Origin of the sequence: Pseudomonas sp. NFPP25 (genome assembly GCF_900116505.1) — a bacterium.
Classification (GTDB): Bacteria; Pseudomonadota; Gammaproteobacteria; order Pseudomonadales; family Pseudomonadaceae; genus Aquipseudomonas; species Aquipseudomonas protegens.
The window spans coordinates 397,435-422,841 of the sequence record NZ_FPBG01000004.1 but is presented as its reverse complement, the minus strand read 5'-3'; the positions used below and the strand labels follow the sequence as shown (position 1 = coordinate 422,841).

The following is a 25,407-nucleotide window of genomic DNA, read 5'->3' as shown; positions in this document are numbered from 1 at the left end:
ACCATCATGCTCGACGTCAACGCGCCAGCCCCGGCGCATCGCAACCTGTGCCCCTATCGTCCGCTTATCGGGTGTCCCATCGTCATGAGCCAACTGCCTTTCCTGCCGTTCTCCAAACCCACCATCGATGAACCCACCATCGCCGCTGTCGGCGAAGTCCTGCGTTCGGGCTGGATCACCAGCGGCCCCAAGGTCCAGGCCTTCGAAGCCCAGCTCTCGGAGTTTTTCGGCGGGCGCACGGTACGCACCTTCAACTCCGGCACCTGCACCATGGAGATCGCCTTGCGCATTGCCGGCATCGGTGCCGGTGATGAAGTCATCACCACGCCGATTTCCTGGGTGGCCACCGCCAACGTCATCCTCGAAGTCGGGGCCACGCCGGTGTTCGCCGATATCGACCCGGTCACCCGCAATATCGACCTGGCCCAGGTCGAAGCCGCCATTACCCCACGCACCAAGGCCATTATCCCGGTGTACCTGGCCGGGCTGCCGGTGGACATGAGCCGCCTCTACGCCCTGGCCAACAAGCACGGCCTGCGGGTAGTGGAAGATGCCGCCCAGGCCCTGGGCTCCAGTTGGAACGGCCAGCGCATCGGTGCCGGTGGCGACTTCGTGTCCTTCAGCTTCCAGGCCAACAAGAACGTCACTTCGTCCGAGGGCGGCTGCCTGGTGCTCAACACACCAGAAGAGGTGCGCCTGGCCGAGAAGTATCGCCTGCAAGGCGTGACCCGCAACGGCTTCGACGGCCTGGATGTGGATGTGCTTGGCGGCAAGTTCAACATGACCGACGTGGCGGCCGCCATCGGCCTGGGGCAGTTCGCCCATATCGAGGCGATCACCACCCATCGCCGTGAGTTGGCCCGGCACTACTTCGAATGCTTTGGCAGCGATTTCGAAGCCCGCTATGGCGCCCAGCTACCGCCGGCGGACTTCACCAACAGCAACTGGCACCTGTTCCAGCTGGTACTGCCAGAGCGCAAGGATGGCAAGCCGGCCCGCGCCACCTTCATGGAGCAGATGCAGGAACGCGGGATTGGCATCGGCTATCACTACCCGCCGATTCACTTGCTGAGCCTGTACCGCGAGCGCGGCTTCAAGGAGGGGATGTTCCCGGTAGCGGAACGGGTCGGTCGGCTGATCGTCTCGTTGCCGATGTTCACCGCCATGAGCAAGGCCGACGTGGAACGCGCGGTGGCGACGGTGAAAGAGGTGTTGCAGGCTTAAGAGCCTTCGCCAGCAAGCCCGCCCTGCGCAAACAGGGCGGACGTGCCGGCGAGAACGGCTTACTCGCCGATGGCGGCCTTGTAGCCGGCGGCGTCCAGCAGCTTGTCCAGATCGCCCGGGTTGCTTGGCTTGAGCTTGAAGATCCAGGCACCGTACGGATCGCTGTTGAGCAGCTCGGGGCTGGCGCTCAGCTCTTCGTTGACCGCAATCACTTCACCGGCCACCGGCGCATAGATGTCGGAAGCGGCTTTCACCGACTCCACCACACCGGCCTGGTCCCCTGCGCCAAACACGTTGCCGACTTCAGTCAGCTCGACGAAAACCACGTCGCCCAGGGCTTCCTGAGCGTGGTCGCTAATACCTACGGTCACGCTGCCGTCGGCTTCCAGGCGGGCCCATTCGTGACTGTCGGCAAAACGCAGGTGGGCAGGGATATCGCTCATGTTCTGTGTCCTCAAGAAGAAGTGTCAGCGGCGCAATGCCTGCTGGAAATAGTTAGATCAGGGTTTTGCCGTGGCGCACGAAGGTGGGTTTGACCACCCGGACCGGGTACCACTTGCCGCGGATTTCCACTTCGGCACGGTCGGCGGTGGCCATCGGCACCCGCGCCAGTGCGATCGACTTGCTCAGCGTAGGGGAGAAACTACCACTGGTGATCTCACCTTCGCCAACATCGGCGATACGAACCACCTGATGAGCGCGTAAAACCCCGCGTTCTTCGAGCACCAGGCCCACCAGTTTCTGCTTCACCCCGGCCGCCCGTTCGGCTTCCAGGGCACTGCGACCGATGAACTGGCGTGACGCCGGTTCCCAGGCAATGCTCCAGGCCATGTTCGCCGCCAGGGGCGAGACATCCTGATGGATGTCCTGGCCATAGAGGTTCATGCCGGCCTCCAGGCGCAGGGTGTCCCGGGCGCCCAGACCGATGGGCGAGATCCCCGCCCCCACCAGGTCGTTGAAGAAGGCCGGGGCCTGGTCGGCAGGGAGGACGATCTCCAGACCGTCCTCGCCGGTGTAGCCGGTCCGGGCAATGAACCAGTCGCCGTCAAAGCCGGCTTCGAATGGCTTGAGCTGCTGGATCAGGGTGCCGCGGGACTGGGTCACCAGCTCGGCAATCTTGTGCCGCGCCTGAGGGCCCTGGATCGCCAGCATCGCCAGCTCCGGGCGCTCGTGCAGCTGCACCTGGAAATCCCCCAGCTGCGCCTGCATCCAGGCCAGGTCCTGATCACGGGTGGCGGCATTGAGCGCCAGGCGATAAGCGTCTTCGAGGCGATAGACGATCATGTCGTCAACGATGCCGCCCCGTTCATTGAGCATGGTGCTGTACAGAGCCTGGCCGGGGTTGTGCAGGCGTTCGACATCATTGGCCAGCAACCGCTGGAGCCAGGCCTTGGCCTGGGTACCGCTGACATCGATCACGGTCATGTGGGATACATCGAACACACCGCAATCACGTCGCACCTGATGGTGCTCCTCGACCTGCGAGCCGTAATGCAAGGGCATATCCCAACCGCCAAAATCGACCATTTTCGCGCCGAGGGCGAGATGCAGGTCATACAGAGGCGTACGCTGTCCCATGGGTTTCTCCTTCCGGGCGTGGCGAGGGTGCGGACTGGCGCTGTTGGTGTGAAAGCCTTGAAATAGATGGCTTTCAGCCGATTTCAGCGTCCCGGCCAAACAACAGGCCGCACCGAATGCCGCGCATTGTAGCTGCAAGGTGCAAGGCTGGCACCTAACCGATTCGATGGGCCGAGCGGCGGATCAGGCCAATCACCGGCAGCAGGCCCACCAGCACCAGGGTCAGTGCCGGCAGCGAGGCCCGGGCCCACTCCCCTTCACTGGTCATCTCGAAGATCCGCACCGCCAGCGTGTCCCAGCCAAACGGGCGCATCAGCAAGGTGGCGGGCATTTCCTTGAGCACATCGACGAACACCAGCAAGGCGGCACTCAAGGTCCCGGGCAGCAACAACGGCAGATACACTTTGAAAAACAGTCGCGGGCCAGCGACCCCCAGGCTGCGCGCCGCTTCGGGGAGCGACGGGCGGATCCGCTCCAGGCTGTTTTCCAGCGGCCCGTAGGCCACGGCGATAAAACGCACCAGATAGGCCAGCAGCAAGGCGGACAGGCTGCCCAGCAGCAGCGGCTTGCCGGCCCCGCCCAACCAGCCGGACAGCGGGATCACCAGCTCGCGATCCAGGTAACTGAAGGCCAGCATGATCGATACCGCCAGTACCGAGCCGGGCAAGGCGTAGCCCAGGTTGGCCAGGCTGACCCCGGCGCGGATGCCCCGGGTCGGCGCCAGGCGTCGGGCAAAGGCCAGGAGCAGAGCCACACTGACAGTGATCAGCGCCGCCATGCCGCCCAGGTACAGGGTGTGGATGATCAAGCCGGCATACCGCTCATCCAGGTCGAAGCGCCCGCGCTGCCAGAACCACGCCAGCAACTGCAGCAGCGGAATCACGAAGGCACAGGCGAATACCAGCAGGCACCAGCCCGTGGCCGCCAACGCCTTGAGCCCGCGCAAGTGGTACAGCGCCTTGCCCCGGGGCCGCTCGTTACCGGTACGGCTGGCGCCACGGGCGCGGCGCTCGCCGTACAGCACCAGCATCACCGCCAGCAGCAGCAGGCTGGCCAGCTGGGCGGCGCTGGAAAGGCTGAAGAAGCCGTACCAGGTCTTGTAGATAGCGGTGGTGAAGGTATCGAAGTTGAACACCGACACCGCACCGAAATCCGCCAGGGTTTCCATCAGCGCCAGGGCCACCCCGGCGCCGATGGCCGGCCGCGCCATGGGCAGCGCCACCCGCCAGAACGCCTGCCAGGGCGATTGCCCGAGGACCCGCGCTGCCTCCATCAACCCCTTGCCCTGGGCCAGGAAGGCGTTGCGCGCCAGCAGGTAGACATAGGGATAGAACACCAGCACCAGCACCAGGATCACCCCACCGGTGGAACGTACCCGCGGCAGTCGCAGGCCGCTGCCGAACCATTCCCGCAGCAGGCTTTGCACCGGCCCGGAAAAATCCAGCAGGCCGACAAAGACGAAAGCCAGCACATAGGCCGGGATCGCAAAGGGCAGCATCAAGGCCCAGTCCAGCCAGCGCCGTCCGGGAAACTCGCAGAGACTGGTGAGCCAGGCCAGGCTCACGCCCAGCAGCGTGACGCCAACGCCCACCCCAAACACCAGGGTCAGGGTATTGCCCAACAGCCGCGGCATTTGCGTGTCCCACAGGTGGGACCAGATCTGCTGGTCGACGGCCTGCCAGGACAATAGCAGCACGCTCAGCGGCAAAAGGACCAGGGCCGCTACGGCAAAGACCAGGGGATACCAGCGACGTTGAGCGGGATGGGCCACAAAAAACTCTCGGGCAGGTGGAACAGACAAAAATACTTGCGCAAAACGCGTGGGGCCAGGGAGCGGCACCCGCTGGACGCCATGGCCGCCCCAACGGCTGCAACCACGTTACGCCAGTTGAATCACGTATTCAGGGCTGGCCACCGCTGCGCGGTGGAACGGGAGCCAGCTCCCTCGCCACAAAAGCCCAGCCGCTAAAGAAAACGCCCCGCAAAAGCGGGGCGCAGTATAACGGCAGGCTCAGTTCCAGCCAGCGCGGTCCATCAGGCGAATGGCTTCGGCCTGGCGCTTGCCGGCGATTTCAACCGGCAGGGTGTCGGCTACGAACTTGCCCCAGCTGGCCACTTCCGCGGAAGGCGCTACCGCCGGGTTGGCCGGGAACTCCTGGTTGACGTCGGCAAAGATCTTCTGCGCCTCAGGCGTGGTCATCCATTCCACCAGGGCCTTGGCTGCTTCCGGGTGCGGTGCGTGTTTGGTCAGGCCGATGCCCGACAGGTTGACGTGCACCCCGCGATCGCCCTGGTTCGGCCAGAACAGCTTCACCGCCAGGTTCGGTTTCTGCTTGTGCAGGCGGCCGTAGTAGTAGGTGTTGACGATGCCGACGTCGCATTGCCCCGCGTTGATCGCCTCGAGCACCGCGATGTCGTCGGAGAACACATCGGTAGACAGGTTGTTGACCCAGCCCTTGATGATCTCTTCGGTCTTCTCGGCACCGTGGGTCTCGATCAGCGTGGCGGTCAGCGACTGGTTGTAGACCTTCTTCGCCGTGCGCAGGCACAGGCGGCCTTCCCACTGCTTGTCCGCCAGGGCTTCATAGGTGGTCAGTTCTGAAGGTTTGACCCGGTCGGTGGAGTAGGCCAGGGTCCGCGCCCGCAGGCTCAGGCCGGTCCAGGCGTGGTTGGAGGAGCGATATTGCAGGGGAATGTTGCTGTCGATGACCTTGGAGGTGAACGGCTGCAGGATGCCCATCTGCTCGGCCTGCCAGAGGTTGCCGGCATCCACGGTGAGCAGCAGGTCGGCGGTGGCGTTCTCGCCCTCGGCCTTGATCCGCTGCATCAGCGGCGCTTCCTTGTCGGTGATGAACTTGATCTTCACCCCGGTCTTCTGGGTGTAGGCATCGAACACCGGCTTGATCAGCTCATCGATACGCGAGGAGTAGACCACGACTTCATCGGCGGCGTAGGCGGTGCCACCGATGAGTGTGAGGGCCAGGGCGGTCAGTAGACGCTTCGGTGCCAACATGGGAGCGGTCTCTCGATTTCAAAGTGAGGCGAAATGATAAGGACTCCCATTTGCCATCTCAACCGAACCCGGCGCTGAGGAGTTACCAGATGTTGCGTAGGCTCGTCCTCGCGACGCTTGGCCAGCAAGCCGGCGCCTAGGCTCTGGCCAGTTCCGGCAAGTCGCCGCTCAGGCCCAGGGCCTGGCGCACGAACAGGGCCTTGGCCTCGGGCATCTGGTCGATCACCTTGAGGCCGGTGTTGCGCAGCCAGCGCATGGGCAACGGGTCGGCCTGGAACAGCCGCTCGAAGCCCTCCATGGCCGCCATCAGCGCCAGGTTGTGGGGCATGCGCCGGCGCTCGAAGCGGCTCAGCACCTTGACCTCGGCCAGGCGCTCACCGCGGCTGGCCGCTTGCAGCAGCACTTCGGCCAGCACGGCAGCATCGAGGAAGCCCAGGTTGACCCCCTGCCCCGCCAACGGGTGGATGGTGTGGGCGGCGTCGCCGATCAGCGCCAGGCCTTCGGCCACGTAGCGCTTGGCATGGCGTTGGCGCAACGGCACGCAGAGCCGCGGGTCGGCGCTGATCACCGAACCCAGGCGGCCTTCGAAGGCGCGCTCCAGTTCGGCGCAGAAGCTCTCGTCGTCCAGCGCCATCAGGCGCTCGGCCTCACTCGGGGTGGTCGACCAGACGATCGAACACCAATCATGCTGCCCGTCCCGTACCAGGGGCAGGAAGGCCAGCGGGCCGGTATCGGTGAAGCGCTGCCAGGCGGTCAATTGGTGAGGCTGGCTGCTGCGCACGCTGGTGACGATGGCGTGATGCAGGTAATCCCACTCGCGAGTGGTACAACCGGTAAGCCGGCGCACGGCCGAGTTGGCGCCATCGGCAGCGATCACCAGCGGCGCACGCAATTGCCGGCCATCCGCCAGGGTCAGCAGCCAGTCGTCGCCGGAGCGGCGCATCTGCTCCAGACGGGCATTGGCCAGCAGGCCGATATCGCATTCATGCAGGCGTTCGAGCAAGGCGTCCTGAACCACCCGGTTCTCGACGATATGACCCAGCACCTCGGCATGCACGCTGGACGCCGAGAAGTGGATCTGCCCGGTGCCGCTGCCGTCCCAGACCTGCATGTCGCAGTAGGGGCTGCTACGGCGCCGGGCAATGCCGTCCCAGGCGCCCAGGCGCTCCAGGATGCGCTGGCTGGCCGCCGACAAGGCACTGACCCGAGGCTCGAACGGCGCCTGGTCATCGAAGGGTTTGACACTCAGGGAACCGCCATCGAGCAGCAGCACTTCCAGGCCGCTGCCCTGCAACGCCAACGCCAAGGCACTGCCGACCATTCCGGCTCCGACAATCAGCACATCTGCGCGCATTTCCATGCTTTAGGCCTGTCTCACTGGCGGCTTGAGCCGCACATAAAGGGTTTTATCGACCCGCGCCACCAGGGTGCCGGAGCCGTCATGAATCTCTACCTGCCACTGCGGCAGGTACTTCTCGCCCGTTGCGGTCTGCTGGCGAACATCGTCGAGCAGCGCCTGGTCGATACTGAGCCGGGCAAACACCGGCCCTCTGCCCGGGGCGATGAAATCGATGGTCGCGGCCTTGTCCCAGACGATGTAGTCGGGGCCCAGGTTCTCCATCAGCATCAGCATGAAGAACGGGTCCACCATGGAATACAGGCTGCCGCCGAACTGGGTGCCGACATAGTTGCGGTTGTACCAGCCCAGGCCCATGCAGACCTGGACGTCACGGAAATCCGCACTGATGTGCCGAACCCGCACGCCAGCCCCGAGGTAGGGCGGGTACAGGTTCAACACCCAGCGCAACAGGCGGGCCTTGCCGAACCGCCGGGTCAGCCAGTCACGCATCCGGGCGAGTGCCCAGGCCCATGGCCTGGCGAGCGAACCAGCGTTTGGCCGGTGGCAGCAGGTCCAGGCCAAGCAGGCCCAGGTTGCGCCCCACGGACAGCAGCGGCAGTTTGCTGCCGAACAGCCGGGTGACCTGATCGGAGAAGCCCACGGTCAGGTTCTGGTCCAGGCGCTGACGTTCGCGGTAGGCCTGCAGCACGGCAAAATCCCCCGGCAGCGCTTCGCTGGCCAACAAGGCGTCCGCCAGGGCCTGGGCATCGCGCAGTGAAAGGTTGAAGCCCTGGCCGGCGATCGGATGCAGGCTGTGGGCCGCATTGCCCAGCACCACCAGGTGCGGGCGCACCTGTTCCTCGGCTTCCACCAGGGACAGCGGGTAGAGATGGCGGGCGCCGACTTGTTTCAGGGTTCCCAGGCGGTAACCGAACACGCCCTGCAATTCACTGAGGAAGCTGCGCTCGTCCAGGTCGGCCAGACGCTGTGCATCCATGCCCTGGCGGGTCCAGATCAGTGCACAGCGATTATCCGGCAGCGGCAGCAAGGCCATTGGGCCATCATCGGTGAAGCGCTCGAAGGCCATGCCGTTGTGGGCTTCGCTGGGGGTGATGTTGGCAATCAGCGCACTCTGGTTATAGGGGCGGTTCTTGACCCCGATGCCCAGTTGTTCGCGCAGGCCGGAGCGGCCGCCGTCGGCCAGCACGGCGAGATCGCATTCCAGGGTGGTTTCGTCGTTCAGGGTCAGGCGATAGCCGCCTGCCAGGGGCTCCAGACGGGTGACTTCGGCCGGGCAGCGCCAGCTGATCACGTCCTTGTCCAGCCCTTGCCACAGGCATTGGCCGAGCCAGGCGTTTTCCACCACATAGCCCAGGGCCGGCACCCCTTCTTCCATGGCCGACAGGCGCGCGGTGGAGAACCGCCCACGGTCGGACACGTGAATCTGCTTGATCGGCTCGGCCCGCCGGGAGATCGCCTGCCACAGCCCCAGGCGCTGGTAGATCTGCCGGGCGCCAAAGGACAGGGCCGAGGAGCGGGCGTCGTAGCTGGGCTGGAAACTGTCGCCCGGGGCGAAGGGCTCGATCAGCACGATCTTCCAGCCCCGGGCCTTGGCCCCGGCCTGCAGCGCCAGGGCCAGGCTCGCGCCTACCAGACCGCCACCGATGATGGCCAGATTGACCCGGCTCATGACGCCTGGGTCCGCGCAGCGGCCATCAAGGCCTCGATCTCGGCCACGCTCTTGGGCACGCCACCTGTCAGAATTTCACAGCCCTGCTTGGTCACTACCACGTCGTCCTCGATGCGCACGCCGATGCCGCGCCACTTCTTCGCTACCTGCTGGTTGTCCGGGGATATGTAGATGCCCGGCTCCACGGTCAGCGCCATGCCGACCTCCAACACCCGCCACTCGCCGCCGACCCGGTACTCGCCGACGTCGTGTACATCCATGCCCAGCCAGTGTCCGGCACGGTGCATGTAGAACGTCTTGTAGGCCTCGCTGGCAATCAGCTGGTCCACATCGCCTTCCAGCAGGCCCAGTTGCACCAGGCCGGCGGTGATCACCTGGACCGTCGCCTCATGAGCCTGGTTCCAGTGCTTGTTCGGGGCGATCTGGGCAAACGCCGCTTCCTGGGAAGCCAGCACCAGTTCGTAGATCGCCTTCTGCTCCGGCGAAAACTTGCCGTTGACCGGCCAGGTGCGGGTGATATCGCTGGCATAGCAGTCGATCTCGCAACCGGCGTCGATCAGCACCAGGTCACCGTCCTTGAGCACGGCGTCATTCTGCTGGTAATGCAGGATGCAGCTGTTGCGGCCCGCCGCGACGATCGAGCCATAGGCCGGCATCTTCGCCCCGCCCTTGCGGAATTCGTAATCCAGCTCGGCTTCCAGGCTGAACTCATGCAACCCGGGACGGCTGGCCTGCATTGCGCGGATATGGGCCTGGGCGGAAATCCGTGCGGCCTCGCGCATCACCTTCACTTCTGCCGCCGATTTATACAGGCGCATGTCGTGCAGCAGATGATCCAGGGCAACGAATTCGTTCGGCGGCTGGGCGCCGAGGTGCGCTTTAGAGCGGATCACGTTGATCCAGTCCATCAGGTGACGGTCGAATTCGGGGTTGCTGCCCATGGCCGAGTAAACCCGGTCGCGGCCTTCGATCAGGCCCGGCAGGATGTCGTCGATATCGGTGATGGGAAATGCGTCATCGGCACCGTAGTCGCGAATCGCGCCCTCCTGGCCGGCCCGCAATCCGTCCCAGAGTTCGCGCTCCGGGTTGCGCTCGCGACAGAACAGCACGTACTCGCCGTGCTCCCGGCCGGGGATCAGCACGATCACCGCCTGGGGCTCGGGAAACCCGCTGAGGTACTGGAAATCGCTGTCCTGGCGGTAGACGTGCTCCACATCGCGATTGCGAATGGCCACGGCCGCCGCCGGCAGGATCGCGATGCTGTTGGGCTCCATCTGCGCCATGAGCGCCTTGCGGCGACGGCTGTATTCCGCTTTCGGGATATGAATCATGGGCGGACGCAGTTCCCTGTCAGTCAGTGCAGAGAAGGCTTGGCAGCCGGCGCAACAGTCTTGTTGGTCTCGGTGAATAGCAGCAGAGGCGCAACCCGCAGGTACTCCATCACTTCCATGTAGTCGCTTTCACCGTCATCGGATTCCTCCAGCGCGTCCTGGACCTGAGCAATGGCTGCAAGGTCCTGCAACACTTCCGTGGCCTCGACGCTAAGGGCACTGCTGTCGCGGGAGTTGAGGCCGAAACCGGCGAGGAAGCCCTGGCACCACTGGCCCAGGGCAGCGGCACGCTCGGCCAGGGGGGCGTCGTCGCTGGGCAGCAGCAGGACCACGGTCATGTCATCGCTGGTGAGCTCGCCCTTGACCATCTCCTGCAGGCCGATCAAGGCGCTGCGCACGTTGTCTTGCGGCTCGCCTTCGAGCAGTTCGGCGGCGTCCACCAGCCAGCCGTCGACTTCGAAGCCGGCGCCGGCGCAGCTGCGACCCAGCAACAGGCCGTGCAGCTCGGCAGGAGAAACAGGATGACCGCTGCTGCTGAGCAGGGTGGCGAAGGCGTTGTACGGGGAATTCTGAATGGGCATGGGCAGCTAGGCGCCAAGCGGCGCAATGTCTAGAATGAAGGCCTTGTATCGTAGGGCGTGTCATCATTCATTGCCAGCGCCGCGTTGTGCTTTGCGCCCCGTTACAGTGGCCCGCAGGGCCTCGGGCGACAGACAGATTGCCGACCGGACAACGCCAGATGCGCCACGACTGCTCAGGCCATTGAGGCGCTGCCCAGCCAGTTGCCACTCATCAGACCAACTTCAGTGGGACACAATGGAAGACACCGACCTGCACGCACTGATGGCCAGACTCGAACTGCTTATTACCCGGGTCGAGCAACTAAAGAGTCAAAACGCACTCTTATTAGCTCAGGAAAAGACCTGGCGCGAGGAACGCGCGCACCTCATTGAAAAAAACGAAATCGCCCGGCGTAAGGTCGAATCGATGATTTCGCGCCTCAAGGCCCTGGAGCAAGACTCATGAGTTCAAGCAATAGCGTTACCGTGCAGATCCTCGACAAAGAGTATTCGATCATCTGCCCCCAGGAAGAGCGCAGCAATCTGGTGAGCGCCGCCCGTTACCTGGACGGCAAGATGCGCGAGATCCGCAGCAGCGGCAAAGTCATCGGCGCCGATCGCATCGCGGTCATGGCCGCCCTGAACATCACCCACGACCTGCTGCACCGCCAGGAGCGTCCGGATGTGCAGGCCAGCGCCACCACCCGGGAACAGGTGAGGGATCTGCTGGAGCGTGTTGACCTGGTTCTGGCCACCGATTCGGACACAAGCAAAGCTGATTCCTGACAGCGGTTGCGGTATACTCCCGCTACTCCCTGGGGTGCTTGCCAGTTGGCGATGTCCCTGAGCCGATTCGCACTACCCTGGAAGTTGCACGTTGGGCTGGTGTGCATGTCCGCTAGACGGAAAGCCTTAAAGCCTGCTGCATCTTCCGCCTTGAACTTTCGGGTTCAAGGGCTAAGTCGACAGCGGTTCGCCTGGGGAGCCTGAATTGTCAGCCAATGCCAGTTATCCATGCTGGCATTGGTTTTTCCGGGTAGGCTGTTCTGCCAAATCCGACCTTCTCATAGCCTCTTTCATGACCGAACCTGCGCCGCTTTCCCGCCCGCAACTTCGCCGCATGCTGCGCAAGGCCCGTCGCGCCCTGAGCCCTGCCGAGCAACGCCAGGCAGCCCTTGGCCTGTACCGCCAACTGGCTCAGGACCCGGTGTTTCGTCGGGCACGGCACCTGTCCCTGTATCTGCCCACCGACGGTGAAATCGACCCGCGCCTGCTGCTGCGTGCCGCCCAGCGCCGGGGCAAGGCCACCTACCTGCCGGTGCTCAGCGCCTGGCCCCGGACCAAGATGGTTTTCCAGCGCGTCCTCCCGGGAGAAACGCTGCGGCCCAATCGTTTTCGCATTCTCGAGCCCCGGGTCAATTGCGCGCGGCAACGCAAGGTCTGGGCCCTGGACCTGGTGCTGCTGCCCCTGGTTGGCTTTGATGAAGAAGGTGGACGCCTGGGGATGGGTGGCGGCTTTTATGACCGCAGCCTGGCCTACCTTGCGCGGCGCCAGAACTGGCGCAAGCCGAAGCTGCTGGGGCTGGCCCATGAATGTCAGAAAGTCGGAAAGCTGGACCAGGCCAGTTGGGATGTACCCTTGCACGGTACGGTGACGGATCGGGGATGGTACTTCGCTCGATAGGTGCCGCGTTCGATCAGCGGCACCCGAGCGGGTTCAGCGCTTGAAAGGCTGCGGCTGCTGTTGTGCGATTTCGATGGGAGCATCGGTCTTGCTGGCCCATAAGCTCTGCGCATAACCGGTGGTCACAACGCCCAAACCGAACAAAATAACCAAAATCCATAGTAAATCCGGTTGGCGTTTCATCGATTGCCCCCCCTCAGGCAAATCACACACGCTCCAGGCATGGTTTCCATAACAGGCCATGCAGCAGCGTCAAGCTTAAAATCCCGGCATTCTGCGATAACGTGAACCGACACGCAAATGCTGACGTCAACCGACCGTCGGTTTGTCATAAAATTGCCCGACAACCTGCCCAATCACCCTTTGGAGGGTAAGAAAGATGGCCTATTGGCTGATGAAATCCGAGCCCGACGAACTCTCGATCCAGGGTTTGCAGCAACTCGGCCAAGCCCGTTGGGACGGGGTGCGCAATTACCAGGCGCGCAACTTCCTGCGCGCCATGGCGGTAGGCGACGAGTTCTTCTTCTACCACTCCAACTGCCCGGAACCGGGTATCGCCGGCATCGGCCGGATCATCAAGGCCGCCTACCCGGACCCCACCGCCCTGGAGCCGGACAGCGTCTACTTCGACCCCAAATCCAGTGCCGAAAAGAATGCCTGGAGCGCCATTGACGTGGCCCATGTGGAAACCTTCAACAAGGTGCTGCGCCTGGACTACCTCAAGCAGCAGGCAGCTCTCGCCGAAATGCCTCTTGTGCACAAAGGCAGCCGCCTGTCGGTCATGCCGGTCACCGCCGAACAATGGGCTGCCGTACTCGCCCTGCGCTGACCACCCAGCCCCCCTGGCGCCGGGAGTCGGATCTGTCCACGGCGCCAGCCCGAACGTTTTTTTGCCCCGATCATCATGCAGCCTGCAAACAATAGGTTTAGGCTTGGCCCTTTCATTTGACGGGCATCAAGCCGTAGAAAGCCTTGAGCCGTCAGACTTGGACGCTATTGCCGCAGGACGCAGAACACATGTCGACGAACCACCGTTCCTCCCGCCTTTTTGCTGTTTCCCTGTTGATTCTGTTAATCGCCGCCGGTGCTTTCGGCTACTGGAAATCCCTCCAGGATCGCCTGCCCGAAGGCCTGAGCATGGGCAACGGCCGGCTCGAAGCCACCGAAGTGCAGATCGCCAGCAAGATTCCCGGGCGCCTGGCGGAAGTGCGGGTCAACGAAGGCGACAAGGTGCTTCAAGGCCAGTTGCTGGCACGCATGGACACCCGCACCCTGGAAGCCCAGCGCAATCAGGCCGAGGCCGAAGTGCTGCGCGCCCGAGAGAACCTGTCCGCGGCCGAAGCCAATGTGCAGTTGCGCCAGAGCGAACTGCTGCTGGCCAATCAGGAACTCAGGCGCTCTCAGGAGCTGTTCAAGCGCGGCTTCGCCAGCCAGCAGATCATCGACCAGCAGCAGGCCCGCCTGAACACCGGCAACGCAGCAGTCCTGGCGGCCCAGGCCCAGGTCGCAGCGGTGAAGGCCGCCATCGGCGCCGCCCAGGCCCAGGTTGCCCAGCTCACCAGCGAAATCGACGACAGCAGCCTGCGGGCGCCCATCGACGGCATCATCCAACTGCGCCTGGCCGAACCCGGCGAAGTGCTGGGCGCCGGCGGCCGTGTGCTGCTGCTGATCGACCCCAATGACCAGTACATGAACCTCTACCTGCCGGCTTCGGTCACCGGCCGCCTGACCGTTGGCGACGAGTCGCGGATCCTCCTCGACGCCCTGCCCAACCAGCCCCTGCCGGCGAAGATCAGCTTCGTCGCGGCCAAGTCCCAATTCACCCCCAAAGAGGTGGAAACCCGGGACGAGCGCCAGAAGCTGGTGTTCCGGGTCAAGGTGCGCCTGACTCAACCCGCCGCCGTGCCCCAGGCCAAACCGGGCATGCCCGGCGCCGGTTATGTGCGCACCGCCCCCGTGGACTGGCCGGCCAACCTGCAATGAGCGCCCTGGCGCTGCAAGCGAACGGCATCAGCCATCGCTATGGTTCACAGCAGGCCCTGAGCGACATCAGCTTCAACCTGCCAGCGGGCACCCGCTGCGGCTTGATCGGCCCGGACGGTGCCGGCAAGTCGAGCCTTCTGGGGCTGATCGCCGGGGTCAAGAAACTTCAGCAGGGCGAGCTCGACGTGCTCGGCGGACCGATCTCGCAACGGCGCCACCGCAGCAGCCTCTATCCGCGCGTCGCCTTCATGCCCCAGGGCCTGGGGGGCAACCTGTATCCCGAGCTGTCCATCAGCGAGAACATCCGCTTCTTCGCCACCCTGTTCGGCCTGCCCAAGGATGAATGCGAACAGCGCATGCACAGCCTGTTGCTGGCCACCGACCTGCTGCGCTTCGCCGAACGCCCGGCGGGCAAGCTGTCCGGCGGGATGAAGCAGAAGCTTGGCCTGTGCTGTGCGCTGATCCACGAACCGGACCTGCTGATCCTCGACGAGCCCACCACCGGGGTCGCCCCCCTGTCGCGCCGGCGTTTCTGGGAATTGGTCGAAGACGTACGCCGGCAACGCCCGCAACTGACCCTGCTGGTGGCAACCGCCTACATGGAGGAGGCCGAACAGTTCGAACACTGCCTGATGCTCGACCAGGGCAAGTTGATCGCCCAGGGCCTGAGCCAGGAGCTGGCGCAGATCACCGCCAGCGGCAAGCTGGACGACGCCTTCACCCATTTCCAGGGCGACAGCGGTCATGACAACCAGCCCCTGGTGATTCCGCCGCGTTCCGGCGACAACCAGGACATCGCCATCGAGGCCCATGAGCTGACCCTGCGCTTCGGCGACTTCACCGCGGTCAACAAGGTCAGCTTCGCCATCGGCCGCGGGGAGATCTTCGGTTTCCTCGGCTCCAACGGCTGCGGCAAGACCACCACCATGAAGGTCCTCACCGGGCTGATGCCCGCCAGCGAGGGCAGCGCCAAGCTGTTGGGCAACCCGGTGGACGCCAAGGACCTGGCCACCCGCAAGCGGGTCGGTTTCATGTCCCAGAGCTTTTCCCTGTATGGCGAGCTCAGCGTGCGCCAGAACCTGGAACTGCACGCCCGCCTGTTCGACCTGCCGAAAGCCGAAAGCGGCCCGCGCATCGAGGAACTGATCCAGCGCTTCGACCTCGGGGCGATTGCCGAGCAGCAGTCCGGCGCCTTGCCTCTGGGCCTGCGCCAGCGCCTGTCGCTGGCAGTGGCAGTGCTGCACCGCCCGGAAGTGCTGATCCTCGACGAGCCCACTTCCGGGGTCGACCCGGCGGCCCGAGACGACTTCTGGCGCCTGCTGATCGAGCTGTCCCGGGAACAGGGAGTGACCATCTTCCTGTCCACGCACTTCATGAACGAGGCCCAGCGCTGCGACCGCATTTCGCTGATGCACGCCGGCAAGGTACTGGCCTGCGACACCCCGGCGGCGCTGCAGCAACAGTTTTCCGGCGACACCCTGGAGGCCGCCTTCGTCCGCTGCCTGGAAGAGGCCCAGGGCACGCCGGACACACCTGCGCCATCACCGGAGGCGGCTACCCCCACCGCTGCCGGCACCCTAGCCGCCCCGCGTTCGGGCCTGAGCCTGGCGCGCCTGCTGGCGGTGGCCAGCCGCGAGGGCAAGGAACTGCTGCGGGACAAAGTGCGCCTGGGCTTCGCCCTGCTGGGGGCGATCTTCATGATGGTGATCTTCGGCTATGGCATTTCCCTGGACGTGGAGAAACTGGCCTTCGCCGTCTACGACCAGGATCAGACGCCACAGAGCCGTGCCTACCTGGAAGCCTTCCGCAGCTCACGCTACTTCGAGGAGAAACCGACCATCCGCAGCTCCGCCGAACTGCATCGGCGCCTGCAACGCTCGGAGATCAAGCTGGCCCTGGAGATTCCTCCCGGCTTTGGCCGTGACCTCTATGCCGGACGCCAGCCCGCGGTGGCGGCCTGGCTGGATGGCGGCATGCCGTTTCGTGCGGAAACCAGCCGCAACTATGTCGAGGCCGTGCACCAGGCCAACCTCGAGCTGCTGGCGGAACAAAGCAGCCCGGCCCTCAGCACCAGGCCGGCGGCCAAGCTGGAAACGCGCTTTCGCTACAACCAGGACGTGGTCAGCGTGAATGCCATCGGCCCCGGGGTCATGGCGCTGATCCTGGCGTTCATTCCGGCGATGCTCACGGCCCTGGGCATCGTCCGCGAAAAGGAGCTGGGCTCGATCACCAACTTCTACGCCACGCCCCTGACCCGCCTGGAGTTCCTCCTTGGCAAACAGGCGCCCTACCTGGCCGTCAGCCTGATCAACCTGGCCCTGCTGGTGGCCATGAACCGCTGGCTGTTCGGCGTGCCCTTCAAGGGCAGCGGCCTGACCCTGGCCCTGGGCGGCGTGCTCTATGTGCTGGCCACCACCAGCATGGGGCTGCTGATCTCGGCGTTCACCCGCACTCAGATCGCAGCGATTCTGGGCACCATGATCATCACCAGCCTGCCCACCATCCAGTTTTCCGGGCTGATCGTGCCGCGCTCGTCCCTGGAAGGCTCGGCGGCGGTCATGGGCCAGCTGTTTCCCGCCGGTTACTTCCTCGACATCGCCGTCGGCACCTTCACCAAGGCCCTGGACCTGCGCGAACTCTGGCCCCAGTGCCTGGCCCTGTTGGGCTTTTTCCTTGGTTTCACCGGGCTCAGCCTGGTCATGCTGAAAAAGCAGGAGGTTTGATGAATCGTCTCGCCCATATCCTGCGCCTGGGCTTGAAGGAGCTCACCAGCCTGCGCCACGACAGCGTGCTGCTGCTGTTCTTGATGTATGCCTTCACCGTGGCCATCTACCTGCCCGCCGCCGGCTCGGTGATCGGCGTGCACAACGCCAGCGTGGCCCTGGTGGACGAAGATCACAGCGCCCTCTCCCGGCAACTGGCCGAAGCGCTGCAACCCCCCGAGTTCCAGGTCCCGGTGCCGCTGCCCTATGACCAGCTGGACTCGGTGATGGACAGCGGCCAGTACACCTTTGTGATCAATGTCCCGGCCAACTTCCAGAGCGACTTGCTGGCCGGGCGCCAGCCTGCGGTACAGGTCAACGTCGATGCCACCGCCATGAGCCAGGCCTTCATGGGCGCCGGCTACATCGGCCGGATCTTCCAGCGCGAGCTGCTCACCTACGCCAACCAGGCGGACGCCACCAGCAAGGCCCCGACACTGCTGACCACCCGCGCCCTGTTCAACACCAACCTGGAGGGCGGCTGGTTCCTGGCGGTGATCCAGATCGTCAACAACATCACCATCCTGGCCATCGTACTCACCGGCACCGCGCTGCTGCGCGAACGCGAGCACGGCACTCTCGATCACCTGCTGGTGCTGCCGCTGACAGCGCTGGAGATCATGCTGGCCAAGGTCTGGAGCAACATGCTGGTGGTGGTGCTGTGCACCTGGGTATCGCTGGAGGTGATAGTCAAGGGTGTGCTGGGGGTGCCGCTGGCGGGGTCCATGGCGCTGTTCCTGATGGTTACTGCGCTCTATCTGTTCGCCAGTACCGCCCTGGGGATCTTCCTCGCCACCCTGGCCCGCTCGACCCCGCAGTTCGGCCTGCTGGCGATTCCGGTGATCATCCCGATGCTGCTGCTGTCCGGCGGCAGTACGCCGCTGGACAGCATGCCGCAGTGGCTGCAGTGGGTGATGCAGGGTTCGCCGTCGACGCACTTCGTCAGCCTCAGCGCGGCGATCCTGTTCCGCGATGCGGGAGTCAGTGTGGTCTGGCCCGACCTGCTGGCCCTGGCGACCATCGGCCTGGTGTTCTTCGCCATCGCCCTGGCGCGCTTTCGCAAGAGCCTGGCTTCATGACCCACACCACGTAGGAGCCGGTTTGCCGGCGAAGGGCCGCAGGGACGCCTTCGCTGGCAAGCCAGCTCCTACGCCTGTAGCGGGGGCAGGCTTACTGAATGATCAGGTTGTTGAACAGCAGGTCTTCCACCACCGGCTTGCCGGTTTCGTCGTTCATGACTTGCTGCACCTGCTTGAGGGCTTCCTGGCGCAGCTTTTCCTTGGCTTCGACGTTATTCATGGTGTCGCTGGTCTGCTGGGCGAACAGCGCCACCAACTGGTTGCGTATCAGCGGCTCGTTGGCCTTGACCGCCTGGGCCGAGGCGTCGCCGATTACTCGCAGGGCCACGTCGGCCTTGTAGACCTTGAGTTTAGGGCCGCCGTCCAGGCCGTAGTTGCCCACGAAGGGTGGGTTCAGGCTGATGTAGCTGACTTTCGGTGCTTCACCTTCTTTGGCCTCTTCGGCCATCGCTGCCATGGGCAGGGAGAGGGCCAGCAGCAACATGATCCACGCTTTCACAATTCGCTCCTTAATCCGGTTTGCGGCCTAGCATAAAGGCCCGCCCGCCTGAGCCCAAGCACAAGCTTATGGCTGGTCATCAGGACCGGGCATGCTCGTTGACCGCCTGATTCACACTCCTACACTTATCGGCCACCACTCCCAAAGGAATAGCCCTGATGAAAGCCGTGCTGTGCAAAGCCTTCGGTCCTGCCGAAACGCTGGTGCTGGAAGAGGTCGCAAGCCCCGTGCCGAAGAAGAACGAGATCCTGCTGCAGGTGCATGCCGCAGGCGTCAACTTCCCGGACACCCTGATCATCGAGGGCAAGTACCAGTTCAAGCCGCCATTCCCCTTCTCCCCGGGGGGCGAAGCGGCCGGCGTGGTCAGCGCAGTGGGCGAGAAGGTCGGCCACCTCAAGGCCGGTGACCGGGTCATGGCCCTGACCGGCTGGGGCAGCTTCGCCGAGCAGGTGGCCGTCCCCGGTTACAACGTGCTGCCGATTCCCGCCGCCATGGACTTCAATACAGCCGCCGCCTTCAGCATGACCTACGGCACCTCGATGCACGCCCTCAAGCAGCGCGGCAACCTGCAGCCCGGTGAAACCTTGCTGGTGCTTGGTGCCTCGGGCGGGGTCGGGCTGGCCGCCGTGGAAATCGGCAAGGCCATGGGCGCCCGGGTGATTGCCGCTGCCAGCAGCGCGGAAAAGCTCGCCGTGGCCAAGGCTGCCGGTGCCGATGAGCTGATCAACTACAGCGAAAGCAGCCTGAAGGACGAGATCAAGCGTCTGACCGGCGGCAATGGCGCGGATGTGATCTACGACCCGGTGGGCGGCGACCTGTTCGACCAGGCCATCCGCTCCATCGCCTGGAACGGCCGGCTGCTGGTGGTGGGGTTCGCCAGCGGGCGCATCCCCGAGCTACCGGTGAACCTGGCCCTGCTCAAGGGTGCAGCGGTGGTGGGTGTGTTCTGGGGCTCCTTCGCCCAGCGCCAGCCCCAGGACAATGCGGCGAACTTCCAGCAACTGTTCGGCTGGTTCGCCGAGGGCAAGCTCAAGCCGCTGGTCTCCCAGGTCTATCCGCTGACGGAGGCTGCGCGAGCCATCGATGATCTCGGCCAGCGCAGAGCGGTGGGCAAGGTCGTGGTGCAGGTGCGCTAAGACCGGCAACAGGGCCTCAATGGGCGTCCGCCCCCTTGCAGCGCTTGAGCCGCGCCTCCAGGTTGCGATCTGGCATGGCGTGGCTGCGCAGGGCCTGGACCGTCTGTTCGACATAATCGCGGGTGGTGCCATACCGCCCGCAAGCGCTTTCGAACACCTGGTTCAGGACATCGTCCGGCAGATTGCCGGCATAGCTGGGCAGGTGTCGCTCCAGCACAAAGCCCAGGGCCTGAACCTGGCTGCCATCCTCAAGGCGGCAGTTGAGCCAGTGCGGGCGATAGGAGGGATAAGGCATTTCACGCTGCCACAGGGCGTACAGCGAGGCGTCCAGTTGCTCTTCCGGCAGCCGATAGGCGAAGCCGCTGCAGGAGCCGCCACGATCCAGGCCGAACACCAGCCCCGGCAGCTCCGGCGTGCCGCGATGCTCGTGGGACCACAGGTACAGGCCGCGATGATAACCATGCACCCTGCCCCGCTTGCGTTCGACCGCCGAGCATTCCGGCCGCCAGATCAGTGAACCGTAGGCGAACAGCCACACCGGCCCACCCTTGTGCCGGGCCATGGTGGATTGCATGGAACTGCGAAGTTGGTCGTGCGTCAGCTGCGGGCCCAGATCGAGCCGCGGAGGGTAAGCCAGATTCAGATAACTGGATTCAAGGGCTGTCATGGCGAATAGCGTTCGGCTCCCCGCGTAAAAGAAGTTACTTAATAGAACGCTTGGCAGTAACTGCAAGACACATGAGTTTCAAGGCAAGTTAAGTGCCACTAAGCAGTGGCACTTAAGTTGGAGGCTTATATATAACCTACCGGCATTTATTTAATTAGATAAATACCGATAAGCTATATACAGAGTTATAACGCGCCGCGCAGGCCCGATGCAGTCAGGGCCGCGGGGCGTAGGCAAACACGTCGGCGCGCATTTGGTGGGCATCCATCCCGGCACTCACCAGCGCATCCAGGGTGGCGTAGATCATCGCCGGCGAGCCGCTGGCGTAAACGTGTACCGCCGACAGGTCGGTAATGTCCTCGCACACCGCTTCATGCAGCATGCCGCAGCGCCCCTCCCAGCCACACAGGTCGCTGACCACCTTGTGCAGGTAGAGGTTGGGCAGTTGCTGCCACTCGTCCCAGTGTTCCAGCTGGTAGAAATCTTCCGGCCGGCGCACGCCCCAATACAGGTGCACCGGATGCTTGAAGCCGGCGGCCCGACAATGCTCGATCAGGCTGTGCATCTGCGCCATGCCGGTACCGGCGGCGATCAGCACCAGCGGCCCATCCGGCAACTCGGCCAGGTGGGTGTCGCCAAAAGGCAACTGCACCCGAGCCATGCGGTTGCGCTGCAGTTGCTCCATCAGGCTTTGCGCACTGTTCTCGCGCACCAGCACATGCAATTCCAGATCTCGCCCGCTGTGAGGCGCCGATGCCAGGGAAAAGGCCGACTTCTCACCGTTGTCCCGCTCCAGCATCAGGTACTGCCCGGCGTGATAGCGCGGCGGCTTGCCGGCCGGTGCCCGCAGCCTGACCCGCCAGACATCGCCGCCGACCTCCAGGCATTCAGTAAGCTGACACGACAGGCTGCGCACCGGCAATTCTCCCAGCGCAAGGACGCCATCCCACAGCACGATGCAGTCTTCCAGCGGCTCTGCAATGCAAGTGTAGAACTCGCCGTGATCACGCACGTCGCCAGCTTGCTGCACGCTGCCCTCCACCAGCAGCGCCGCACAGACATGACAGTTGCCATTGCGGCAGCTCTGCGGGCATTCATAGCCCAGGCGCCGCGCCGCATCGAGAATCCGCTCGCCGGGCAGCGTCTCAAGCACGGCTCCGGAGGGCTGCAAGGTTACACGCATCAATCTATTCCTAACTGATTCCAGATGGCATCGATCCGGCGGGTGACCGCCTCATCCTTGACGATGACCCGGCCCCACTCTCGGGTGGTTTCTCCAGGCCACTTGTGAGTCGCATCGAGCCCCATCTTCGAACCCAGGCCAGACACCGGCGAGGCGAAGTCGAGGTAGTCGATCGGGGTGTTGTCGATCATCACCGTGTCGCGCTTGGGGTCCATGCGCGTGGTGATGGCCCAGATCACATCGTTCCAGTCCCGGGCATTGATATCGTCGTCGGTGACGATAACGAACTTGGTGTACATGAACTGTCGCAAAAACGACCAGACACCCAGCATGACCCGCTTGGCGTGGCCCGGGTACTGCTTCTTCATGGTCACCACCGCCATGCGGTAGGAACAGCCTTCAGGCGGCAGGTAGAAGTCGGTGATTTCCGGAAACTGCTTCTGCAGGATCGGCACGAAGACTTCGTTCAGCGCGACGCCGAGGATCGCCGGCTCATCGGGCGGCCGGCCGGTGTAGGTGCTGTGGTAGATCGGCTTGATGCGGTGGGTGATGCGCTCCACGGTGAACACCGGGAAGCTGTCGACCTCGTTGTAGTAGCCGGTGTGGTCGCCGTACGGGCCTTCATCGGCCATCTCGCCGGGATGGATCACCCCTTCAAGGATGATTTCAGCCGTGGCCGGAACCTGCAGGTCGTTACCACGGCACTTCACCAGCTCAGTGCGGTTGCCCCGCAGCAGACCGGCGAAGGCGTATTCGGAAAGGCTGTCCGGCACCGGGGTCACGGCGCCGAGAATGGTCGCCGGGTCCGCGCCCAGCGCCACCGACACCGGGAACGGCTGGCCCGGGTGCTTCTCGCACCACTCGCGGTAATCCAGCGCGCCGCCGCGGTGGCTCAGCCAGCGCATGATCACCTTGTTGCGGCCGATCACCTGCTGACGATAGATACCCAGGTTCTGCCGGTCCTTGTTCGGGCCCTTGGTCACGGTCAGGCCCCAAGTGATCAGCGGGCCGACATCGCCCGGCCAGCAGGTCTGCACCGGCAGCATGCCAAGGTCGACGTCGTCGCCTTCGATCACCACTTCCTGGCACACCGCATCCTTGACCACCTTGGGCGCCATGGAAATGATCTTGCGGAAGATCGGCAGCTTGGACCAGGCGTCCTTGAGCCCCTTGGGCGGCTCCGGCTCCTTGAGGAACGCCAGCAGCTTGCCGATCTCGCGCAGTTCGCTGACCGCTTCGGCGCCCATGCCCAGGGCCACGCGCTCGGGGGTGCCGAACAGGTTGCCGAGCACGGGGATGTCATAACCGGTGGGGTTTTCAAACAGCAGGGCCGGGCCTTTGGCACGCAAGGTGCGATCGCAGACCTCGGTCATTTCCAGCACTGGGGACACCGGAACCTGGATGCGCTTGAGTTCCGAGCGCTGTTCCAGGCCGCTGATAAAGTCGCGCAAGTCGCGATACTGCATGCGTGAGCCTCGTTTTCGCCGTGGCATTCGGGGCAGGCAGTTTAGCGCCGAACCCACAGGTTCAGAATAGAGAATGTCAGATAGCAAAAAGCCGGGTTTCCCCGGCTCTTGCTGGCCTGATCGATTTACTTGCGTTTCATCGACAGGAAGAACTCATCGTTGGTCTTGGTCTGTTTCAACTTGTCGACCAGGAATTCGATGGCAGCGACTTCATCCATGGGATGCAGCAGCTTGCGCAGGATCCACATGCGCTGCAGCTCGTCGTCGGCGGTCAGCAACTCTTCGCGGCGGGTGCCGGAACGGTTGATGTTGATGGCCGGGAAAACGCGCTTTTCAGCGATCTTGCGGTCCAGGGGCAGTTCCATGTTGCCGGTACCCTTGAACTCTTCGTAGATCACTTCATCCATCTTCGAGCCGGTTTCAACCAGCGCGGTGGCGATGATGGTCAGCGAGCCGCCTTCCTCGATATTCCGCGCGGCGCCGAAGAAACGCTTCGGTTTCTCCAGGGCGTGGGCATCGACACCACCGGTCAGGACCTTGCCTGAACTCGGGATCACGGTGTTGTAGGCACGGGCCAGACGGGTGATGGAGTCCAGCAGGATCACCACGTCCTTCTTGTGTTCGACCAGGCGCTTGGCCTTCTCGATCACCATCTCGGCCACTTGCACGTGGCGGGTTGGCGGCTCGTCGAAGGTGGAGGCGACCACTTCGCCGCGCACAGTGCGCTGCATTTCGGTCACTTCTTCCGGACGCTCGTCGATCAGCAGCACGATCAGATGAACTTCAGGGTTGTTGCGCGTGATGTTCGACGCGATGTTCTGCAGCATGATGGTCTTGCCCGCCTTTGGCGGAGCAACGATCAGACCACGCTGGCCTTTACCGATCGGGGCGCACAGATCGATCACACGACCGGTCAGGTCTTCGGTGGAACCGTTGCCGGCTTCCATCTTCATGCGCACGGTCGGGAACAGCGGCGTCAGGTTTTCGAACAGAATCTTGTTCTTGGCGTTCTCTGGGCGGTCGTAGTTGATGGTATCGACCTTGAGCAGCGCGAAGTAACGCTCGCCTTCCTTGGGAGGGCGGATCTTGCCAACGATGGTGTCACCGGTGCGCAAGTTGAAGCGACGGATCTGGCTTGGCGAGACGTAGATATCGTCCGGGCCAGCGAGATAGGAGGCGTCAGCAGAGCGAAGGAAGCCGAAGCCGTCCTGGAGGATCTCCAGCACGCCATCACCGGAGATTTCCTCACCGCTTTTCGCGTGCTTTTTCAGCAGGGAGAAAATCACGTCCTGCTTGCGCGAACGGGCCATATTTTCTATGCCCATCTGTTCGGCCAATTCGAGCAGTTCGGTAATCGGCTTTTGCTTGAGTTCAGTCAGATTCATATAGGAATGACGTAATCATTTATAGAGGGGGGAAATTAAGCTTTTGGCTTAATGAGGCCGCGCCGCAGAGAAGGCGACAGGATCGCGTACTAATTCGAAAAGGAGAGCGTCGGCGACGGCTTGCAGGGGGCAATGGAGAAACCAGTGCGGGGCCGAATGTAACACCTGAGTTTCGGAGCGTCTAGCCCTCAATTACGAAAAAGCCCCGCATTTTGCGGGGCTTTTCCAGGGCACTGAAAATCGACGCTTAGATGTTGGCGTCGAGGAAGGCAGCCAGTTGCGACTTCGACAGTGCGCCAACCTTGGTAGCTTCGACGTTGCCGTTCTTGAACAGCATCAGGGTCGGGATACCACGCACGCCATGCTTGGCCGGGGTTTCCTGGTTCTCGTCGATGTTCAGCTTGGCAACGGTCAGCTTGCCCTTGTAGGTTTCAGCAATTTCGTCCAGAACCGGAGCGATCATTTTGCATGGGCCACACCACTCGGCCCAGTAGTCGACCAGTACAGCGCCTTCGGCTTTGAGTACGTCGGCCTCGAAGCTGGCGTCGCTGACGTGTTTGATAAGATCGCTGCTCATGGAATTCTCCAGGTTGTAAGCAAAAAAACGTGGCCCATCATATCTGCCCTTCCCGCGTTCAGGAAGCCGGAGATGATTGACTCTAACTATGGTGCCCCACGAGTTTGGGTATAGCTCAGCTGGGGACGTTGCGCGGGTTGCACAGGCCATTCGGCAACCCCGGCCGGCACCACGCACCTGTTGCAGCAGGGTCTTTGCCTGGCTGCCAAGGAGCGGCTCGCCCGATTGAACGGGATCTTTACTGGCCAGGG

At 63.6% G+C, this 25,407-nt stretch carries 25 protein-coding genes and 1 other RNA gene; 10 read left to right on the top strand and 16 right to left on the bottom strand.

Features of this window, described 5'->3' with window-relative positions; translation table 11 throughout:
- Window positions 1-84: 84 nt before the first annotated feature.
- A complete protein-coding gene (locus BM382_RS18215) occupies window positions 85-1,224 on the top strand; it encodes a DegT/DnrJ/EryC1/StrS family aminotransferase (protein WP_072443694.1) in 1,140 nt (379 codons plus the stop codon).
- A 59-nt stretch (window positions 1,225-1,283) separates the two neighbouring features.
- On the opposite strand, the gene gcvH is transcribed toward BM382_RS18215, so the two are convergent.
- From gcvH to BM382_RS18170, 9 genes are all read right to left on the bottom strand, one after another.
- Window positions 1,284-1,667 carry a glycine cleavage system protein GcvH gene (gene gcvH / locus BM382_RS18210; protein ID WP_011064135.1) on the bottom strand — a complete coding sequence of 128 codons (384 nt, stop codon included), beginning with the start codon at window positions 1,665-1,667 and terminating at the stop codon, window positions 1,284-1,286.
- A 52-nt stretch (window positions 1,668-1,719) separates the two neighbouring features.
- On the bottom strand, window positions 1,720-2,802 hold the full coding sequence (gene gcvT / locus BM382_RS18205) for a glycine cleavage system aminomethyltransferase GcvT (RefSeq protein WP_011064136.1): 1,083 nt from the start codon (window positions 2,800-2,802) through the stop codon (window positions 1,720-1,722).
- A 154-nt stretch (window positions 2,803-2,956) separates the two neighbouring features.
- Window positions 2,957-4,573 (bottom strand): ABC transporter permease, encoded by a 1,617-nt coding sequence (locus BM382_RS18200; RefSeq protein WP_011064137.1) that lies wholly within the window; start codon window positions 4,571-4,573, stop codon window positions 2,957-2,959.
- 240 nt (window positions 4,574-4,813) lie between these two features.
- Window positions 4,814-5,815, bottom strand: a complete 1,002-nt coding sequence (locus tag BM382_RS18195) for an extracellular solute-binding protein (protein WP_011064138.1) — start codon at window positions 5,813-5,815, stop codon at window positions 4,814-4,816.
- A 136-nt stretch (window positions 5,816-5,951) separates the two neighbouring features.
- Window positions 5,952-7,169: a 2-octaprenyl-3-methyl-6-methoxy-1,4-benzoquinol hydroxylase gene (locus BM382_RS18190; protein WP_019095409.1), complete on the bottom strand. Its 1,218-nt coding sequence runs from the start codon at window positions 7,167-7,169 to the stop codon at window positions 5,952-5,954.
- A gap of 9 nt (window positions 7,170-7,178) precedes the next feature.
- Entirely contained in the window at window positions 7,179-7,664 is a 486-nt protein-coding gene (locus tag BM382_RS18185) for a DUF4442 domain-containing protein (protein ID WP_011064140.1), read from the bottom strand.
- Window positions 7,657-8,844, bottom strand: coding sequence for a 2-octaprenyl-6-methoxyphenyl hydroxylase (ubiH, locus tag BM382_RS18180; RefSeq protein WP_011064141.1), 1,188 nt, complete (start codon window positions 8,842-8,844; stop codon window positions 7,657-7,659). The genes BM382_RS18185 and ubiH overlap by 8 nt, the downstream gene beginning before the upstream one ends.
- Window positions 8,841-10,175, bottom strand: coding sequence for a Xaa-Pro aminopeptidase (gene pepP / locus BM382_RS18175; protein WP_015637430.1), 1,335 nt, complete (start codon window positions 10,173-10,175; stop codon window positions 8,841-8,843). Before pepP ends, ubiH begins: the two co-directional genes overlap by 4 nt.
- A 23-nt stretch (window positions 10,176-10,198) precedes the next feature.
- Window positions 10,199-10,756, bottom strand: coding sequence for a YecA/YgfB family protein (locus BM382_RS18170; RefSeq protein ID WP_011064143.1), 558 nt, complete (start codon window positions 10,754-10,756; stop codon window positions 10,199-10,201).
- Window positions 10,757-10,991: 235 nt separating this feature from the next.
- Here BM382_RS18170 and BM382_RS18165 point away from each other — a divergent pair, with 235 nt between their 5' ends.
- The 4 genes from BM382_RS18165 (at window position 10,992) to BM382_RS18150 (ending at window position 12,419) form a co-directional block, all read left to right on the top strand.
- The gene (locus tag BM382_RS18165; RefSeq protein ID WP_011064144.1) at window positions 10,992-11,201 is read left to right on the top strand and encodes a TIGR02449 family protein; all 210 of its coding nucleotides are present in this window, start codon (window positions 10,992-10,994) and stop codon (window positions 11,199-11,201) included.
- On the top strand, window positions 11,198-11,521 hold the full coding sequence (locus BM382_RS18160) for a cell division protein ZapA (RefSeq protein ID WP_011064145.1): 324 nt from the start codon (window positions 11,198-11,200) through the stop codon (window positions 11,519-11,521). The genes BM382_RS18165 and BM382_RS18160 overlap by 4 nt, the downstream gene beginning before the upstream one ends.
- 23 nt (window positions 11,522-11,544) lie before the next feature.
- Window positions 11,545-11,723, top strand: a non-coding RNA gene (ssrS, locus tag BM382_RS18155) — 6S RNA.
- Between the two features lie 90 nt (window positions 11,724-11,813).
- Window positions 11,814-12,419 (top strand): 5-formyltetrahydrofolate cyclo-ligase, encoded by a 606-nt coding sequence (locus BM382_RS18150; RefSeq protein WP_011064146.1) that lies wholly within the window; start codon window positions 11,814-11,816, stop codon window positions 12,417-12,419.
- Window positions 12,420-12,452: 33 nt separating this feature from the next.
- Here BM382_RS18150 and BM382_RS31890 read toward each other — a convergent pair whose 3' ends face one another.
- On the bottom strand, window positions 12,453-12,602 hold the full coding sequence (locus BM382_RS31890; RefSeq protein ID WP_015637431.1) for a hypothetical protein: 150 nt from the start codon (window positions 12,600-12,602) through the stop codon (window positions 12,453-12,455).
- 196 nt (window positions 12,603-12,798) lie between these two features.
- Between BM382_RS31890 and BM382_RS18140 the strand changes: the two genes are divergently transcribed.
- The 4 genes from BM382_RS18140 (at window position 12,799) to BM382_RS18125 (ending at window position 18,243) form a co-directional block, all read left to right on the top strand.
- A complete protein-coding gene (locus BM382_RS18140) occupies window positions 12,799-13,248 on the top strand; it encodes an EVE domain-containing protein (RefSeq protein ID WP_072443504.1) in 450 nt (149 codons plus the stop codon).
- Window positions 13,249-13,436: 188 nt separating this feature from the next.
- Window positions 13,437-14,402 (top strand): HlyD family secretion protein, encoded by a 966-nt coding sequence (locus BM382_RS18135; protein WP_011064148.1) that lies wholly within the window; start codon window positions 13,437-13,439, stop codon window positions 14,400-14,402.
- Complete coding sequence (gene rbbA / locus BM382_RS18130; protein WP_072443502.1) at window positions 14,399-17,125, top strand: ribosome-associated ATPase/putative transporter RbbA; 2,727 nt, start codon at window positions 14,399-14,401, stop codon at window positions 17,123-17,125. The genes BM382_RS18135 and rbbA overlap by 4 nt, the downstream gene beginning before the upstream one ends.
- Complete coding sequence (locus BM382_RS18125; protein ID WP_072443500.1) at window positions 17,125-18,243, top strand: ABC transporter permease; 1,119 nt, start codon at window positions 17,125-17,127, stop codon at window positions 18,241-18,243. The genes rbbA and BM382_RS18125 overlap by 1 nt, the downstream gene beginning before the upstream one ends.
- A gap of 91 nt (window positions 18,244-18,334) precedes the next feature.
- On the opposite strand, the gene BM382_RS18120 is transcribed toward BM382_RS18125, so the two are convergent.
- Window positions 18,335-18,742 (bottom strand): flagellar basal body-associated protein FliL, encoded by a 408-nt coding sequence (locus tag BM382_RS18120; RefSeq protein ID WP_072443499.1) that lies wholly within the window; start codon window positions 18,740-18,742, stop codon window positions 18,335-18,337.
- Window positions 18,743-18,900: 158 nt separating this feature from the next.
- On the opposite strand from BM382_RS18120, the gene BM382_RS18115 reads away from it, so the two are divergent.
- Window positions 18,901-19,878, top strand: coding sequence for an NADPH:quinone oxidoreductase family protein (locus BM382_RS18115; protein ID WP_053154452.1), 978 nt, complete (start codon window positions 18,901-18,903; stop codon window positions 19,876-19,878).
- A 16-nt stretch (window positions 19,879-19,894) separates the two neighbouring features.
- On the opposite strand, the gene BM382_RS18110 is transcribed toward BM382_RS18115, so the two are convergent.
- From BM382_RS18110 to trxA, 5 genes are all read right to left on the bottom strand, one after another.
- The gene (locus BM382_RS18110; protein WP_011064153.1) at window positions 19,895-20,545 is read right to left on the bottom strand and encodes a gamma-glutamylcyclotransferase; all 651 of its coding nucleotides are present in this window, start codon (window positions 20,543-20,545) and stop codon (window positions 19,895-19,897) included.
- 214 nt (window positions 20,546-20,759) lie between these two features.
- A complete protein-coding gene (locus BM382_RS18105) occupies window positions 20,760-21,728 on the bottom strand; it encodes a CDP-6-deoxy-delta-3,4-glucoseen reductase (protein ID WP_011064154.1) in 969 nt (322 codons plus the stop codon).
- Window positions 21,728-23,194, bottom strand: a complete 1,467-nt coding sequence (gene ubiD / locus BM382_RS18100) for a 4-hydroxy-3-polyprenylbenzoate decarboxylase (RefSeq protein WP_011064155.1) — start codon at window positions 23,192-23,194, stop codon at window positions 21,728-21,730. Before ubiD ends, BM382_RS18105 begins: the two co-directional genes overlap by 1 nt.
- Before the next feature lie 125 nt (window positions 23,195-23,319).
- On the bottom strand, window positions 23,320-24,579 hold the full coding sequence (gene rho / locus BM382_RS18095) for a transcription termination factor Rho (protein ID WP_011064156.1): 1,260 nt from the start codon (window positions 24,577-24,579) through the stop codon (window positions 23,320-23,322).
- Between the two features lie 247 nt (window positions 24,580-24,826).
- Window positions 24,827-25,156 carry a thioredoxin TrxA gene (gene trxA, locus BM382_RS18090; protein ID WP_003206727.1) on the bottom strand — a complete coding sequence of 110 codons (330 nt, stop codon included), beginning with the start codon at window positions 25,154-25,156 and terminating at the stop codon, window positions 24,827-24,829.
- Window positions 25,157-25,407: the final 251 nt, after the last annotated feature.

Coding starts and splice junctions, on each gene's coding strand:
- BM382_RS18125 (WP_072443500.1), top strand. CDS start 17,125: ATGAATCGTCTCGCCCATATCCTGCGCCTGGGCTTGAAGGAGCTCACC.
- BM382_RS18185 (WP_011064140.1), bottom strand. CDS start 7,664: ATGCGTGACTGGCTGACCCGGCGGTTCGGCAAGGCCCGCCTGTTGCGC.
- ubiD (WP_011064155.1), bottom strand. CDS start 23,194: ATGCAGTATCGCGACTTGCGCGACTTTATCAGCGGCCTGGAACAGCGC.
- BM382_RS31890 (WP_015637431.1), bottom strand. CDS start 12,602: ATGAAACGCCAACCGGATTTACTATGGATTTTGGTTATTTTGTTCGGT.
- BM382_RS18115 (WP_053154452.1), top strand. CDS start 18,901: ATGAAAGCCGTGCTGTGCAAAGCCTTCGGTCCTGCCGAAACGCTGGTG.
- BM382_RS18135 (WP_011064148.1), top strand. CDS start 13,437: ATGTCGACGAACCACCGTTCCTCCCGCCTTTTTGCTGTTTCCCTGTTG.
- BM382_RS18165 (WP_011064144.1), top strand. CDS start 10,992: ATGGAAGACACCGACCTGCACGCACTGATGGCCAGACTCGAACTGCTT.
- BM382_RS18190 (WP_019095409.1), bottom strand. CDS start 7,169: ATGCGCGCAGATGTGCTGATTGTCGGAGCCGGAATGGTCGGCAGTGCC.
- BM382_RS18170 (WP_011064143.1), bottom strand. CDS start 10,756: ATGCCCATTCAGAATTCCCCGTACAACGCCTTCGCCACCCTGCTCAGC.
- rbbA (WP_072443502.1), top strand. CDS start 14,399: ATGAGCGCCCTGGCGCTGCAAGCGAACGGCATCAGCCATCGCTATGGT.
- BM382_RS18160 (WP_011064145.1), top strand. CDS start 11,198: ATGAGTTCAAGCAATAGCGTTACCGTGCAGATCCTCGACAAAGAGTAT.
- BM382_RS18110 (WP_011064153.1), bottom strand. CDS start 20,545: ATGACAGCCCTTGAATCCAGTTATCTGAATCTGGCTTACCCTCCGCGG.
- pepP (WP_015637430.1), bottom strand. CDS start 10,175: ATGATTCATATCCCGAAAGCGGAATACAGCCGTCGCCGCAAGGCGCTC.
- rho (WP_011064156.1), bottom strand. CDS start 24,579: ATGAATCTGACTGAACTCAAGCAAAAGCCGATTACCGAACTGCTCGAA.
- gcvH (WP_011064135.1), bottom strand. CDS start 1,667: ATGAGCGATATCCCTGCCCACCTGCGTTTTGCCGACAGTCACGAATGG.
- BM382_RS18215 (WP_072443694.1), top strand. CDS start 85: ATGAGCCAACTGCCTTTCCTGCCGTTCTCCAAACCCACCATCGATGAA.
- ubiH (WP_011064141.1), bottom strand. CDS start 8,844: ATGAGCCGGGTCAATCTGGCCATCATCGGTGGCGGTCTGGTAGGCGCG.
- trxA (WP_003206727.1), bottom strand. CDS start 25,156: ATGAGCAGCGATCTTATCAAACACGTCAGCGACGCCAGCTTCGAGGCC.
- BM382_RS18105 (WP_011064154.1), bottom strand. CDS start 21,728: ATGCGTGTAACCTTGCAGCCCTCCGGAGCCGTGCTTGAGACGCTGCCC.
- BM382_RS18140 (WP_072443504.1), top strand. CDS start 12,799: ATGGCCTATTGGCTGATGAAATCCGAGCCCGACGAACTCTCGATCCAG.
- BM382_RS18150 (WP_011064146.1), top strand. CDS start 11,814: ATGACCGAACCTGCGCCGCTTTCCCGCCCGCAACTTCGCCGCATGCTG.
- BM382_RS18195 (WP_011064138.1), bottom strand. CDS start 5,815: ATGTTGGCACCGAAGCGTCTACTGACCGCCCTGGCCCTCACACTCATC.
- gcvT (WP_011064136.1), bottom strand. CDS start 2,802: ATGGGACAGCGTACGCCTCTGTATGACCTGCATCTCGCCCTCGGCGCG.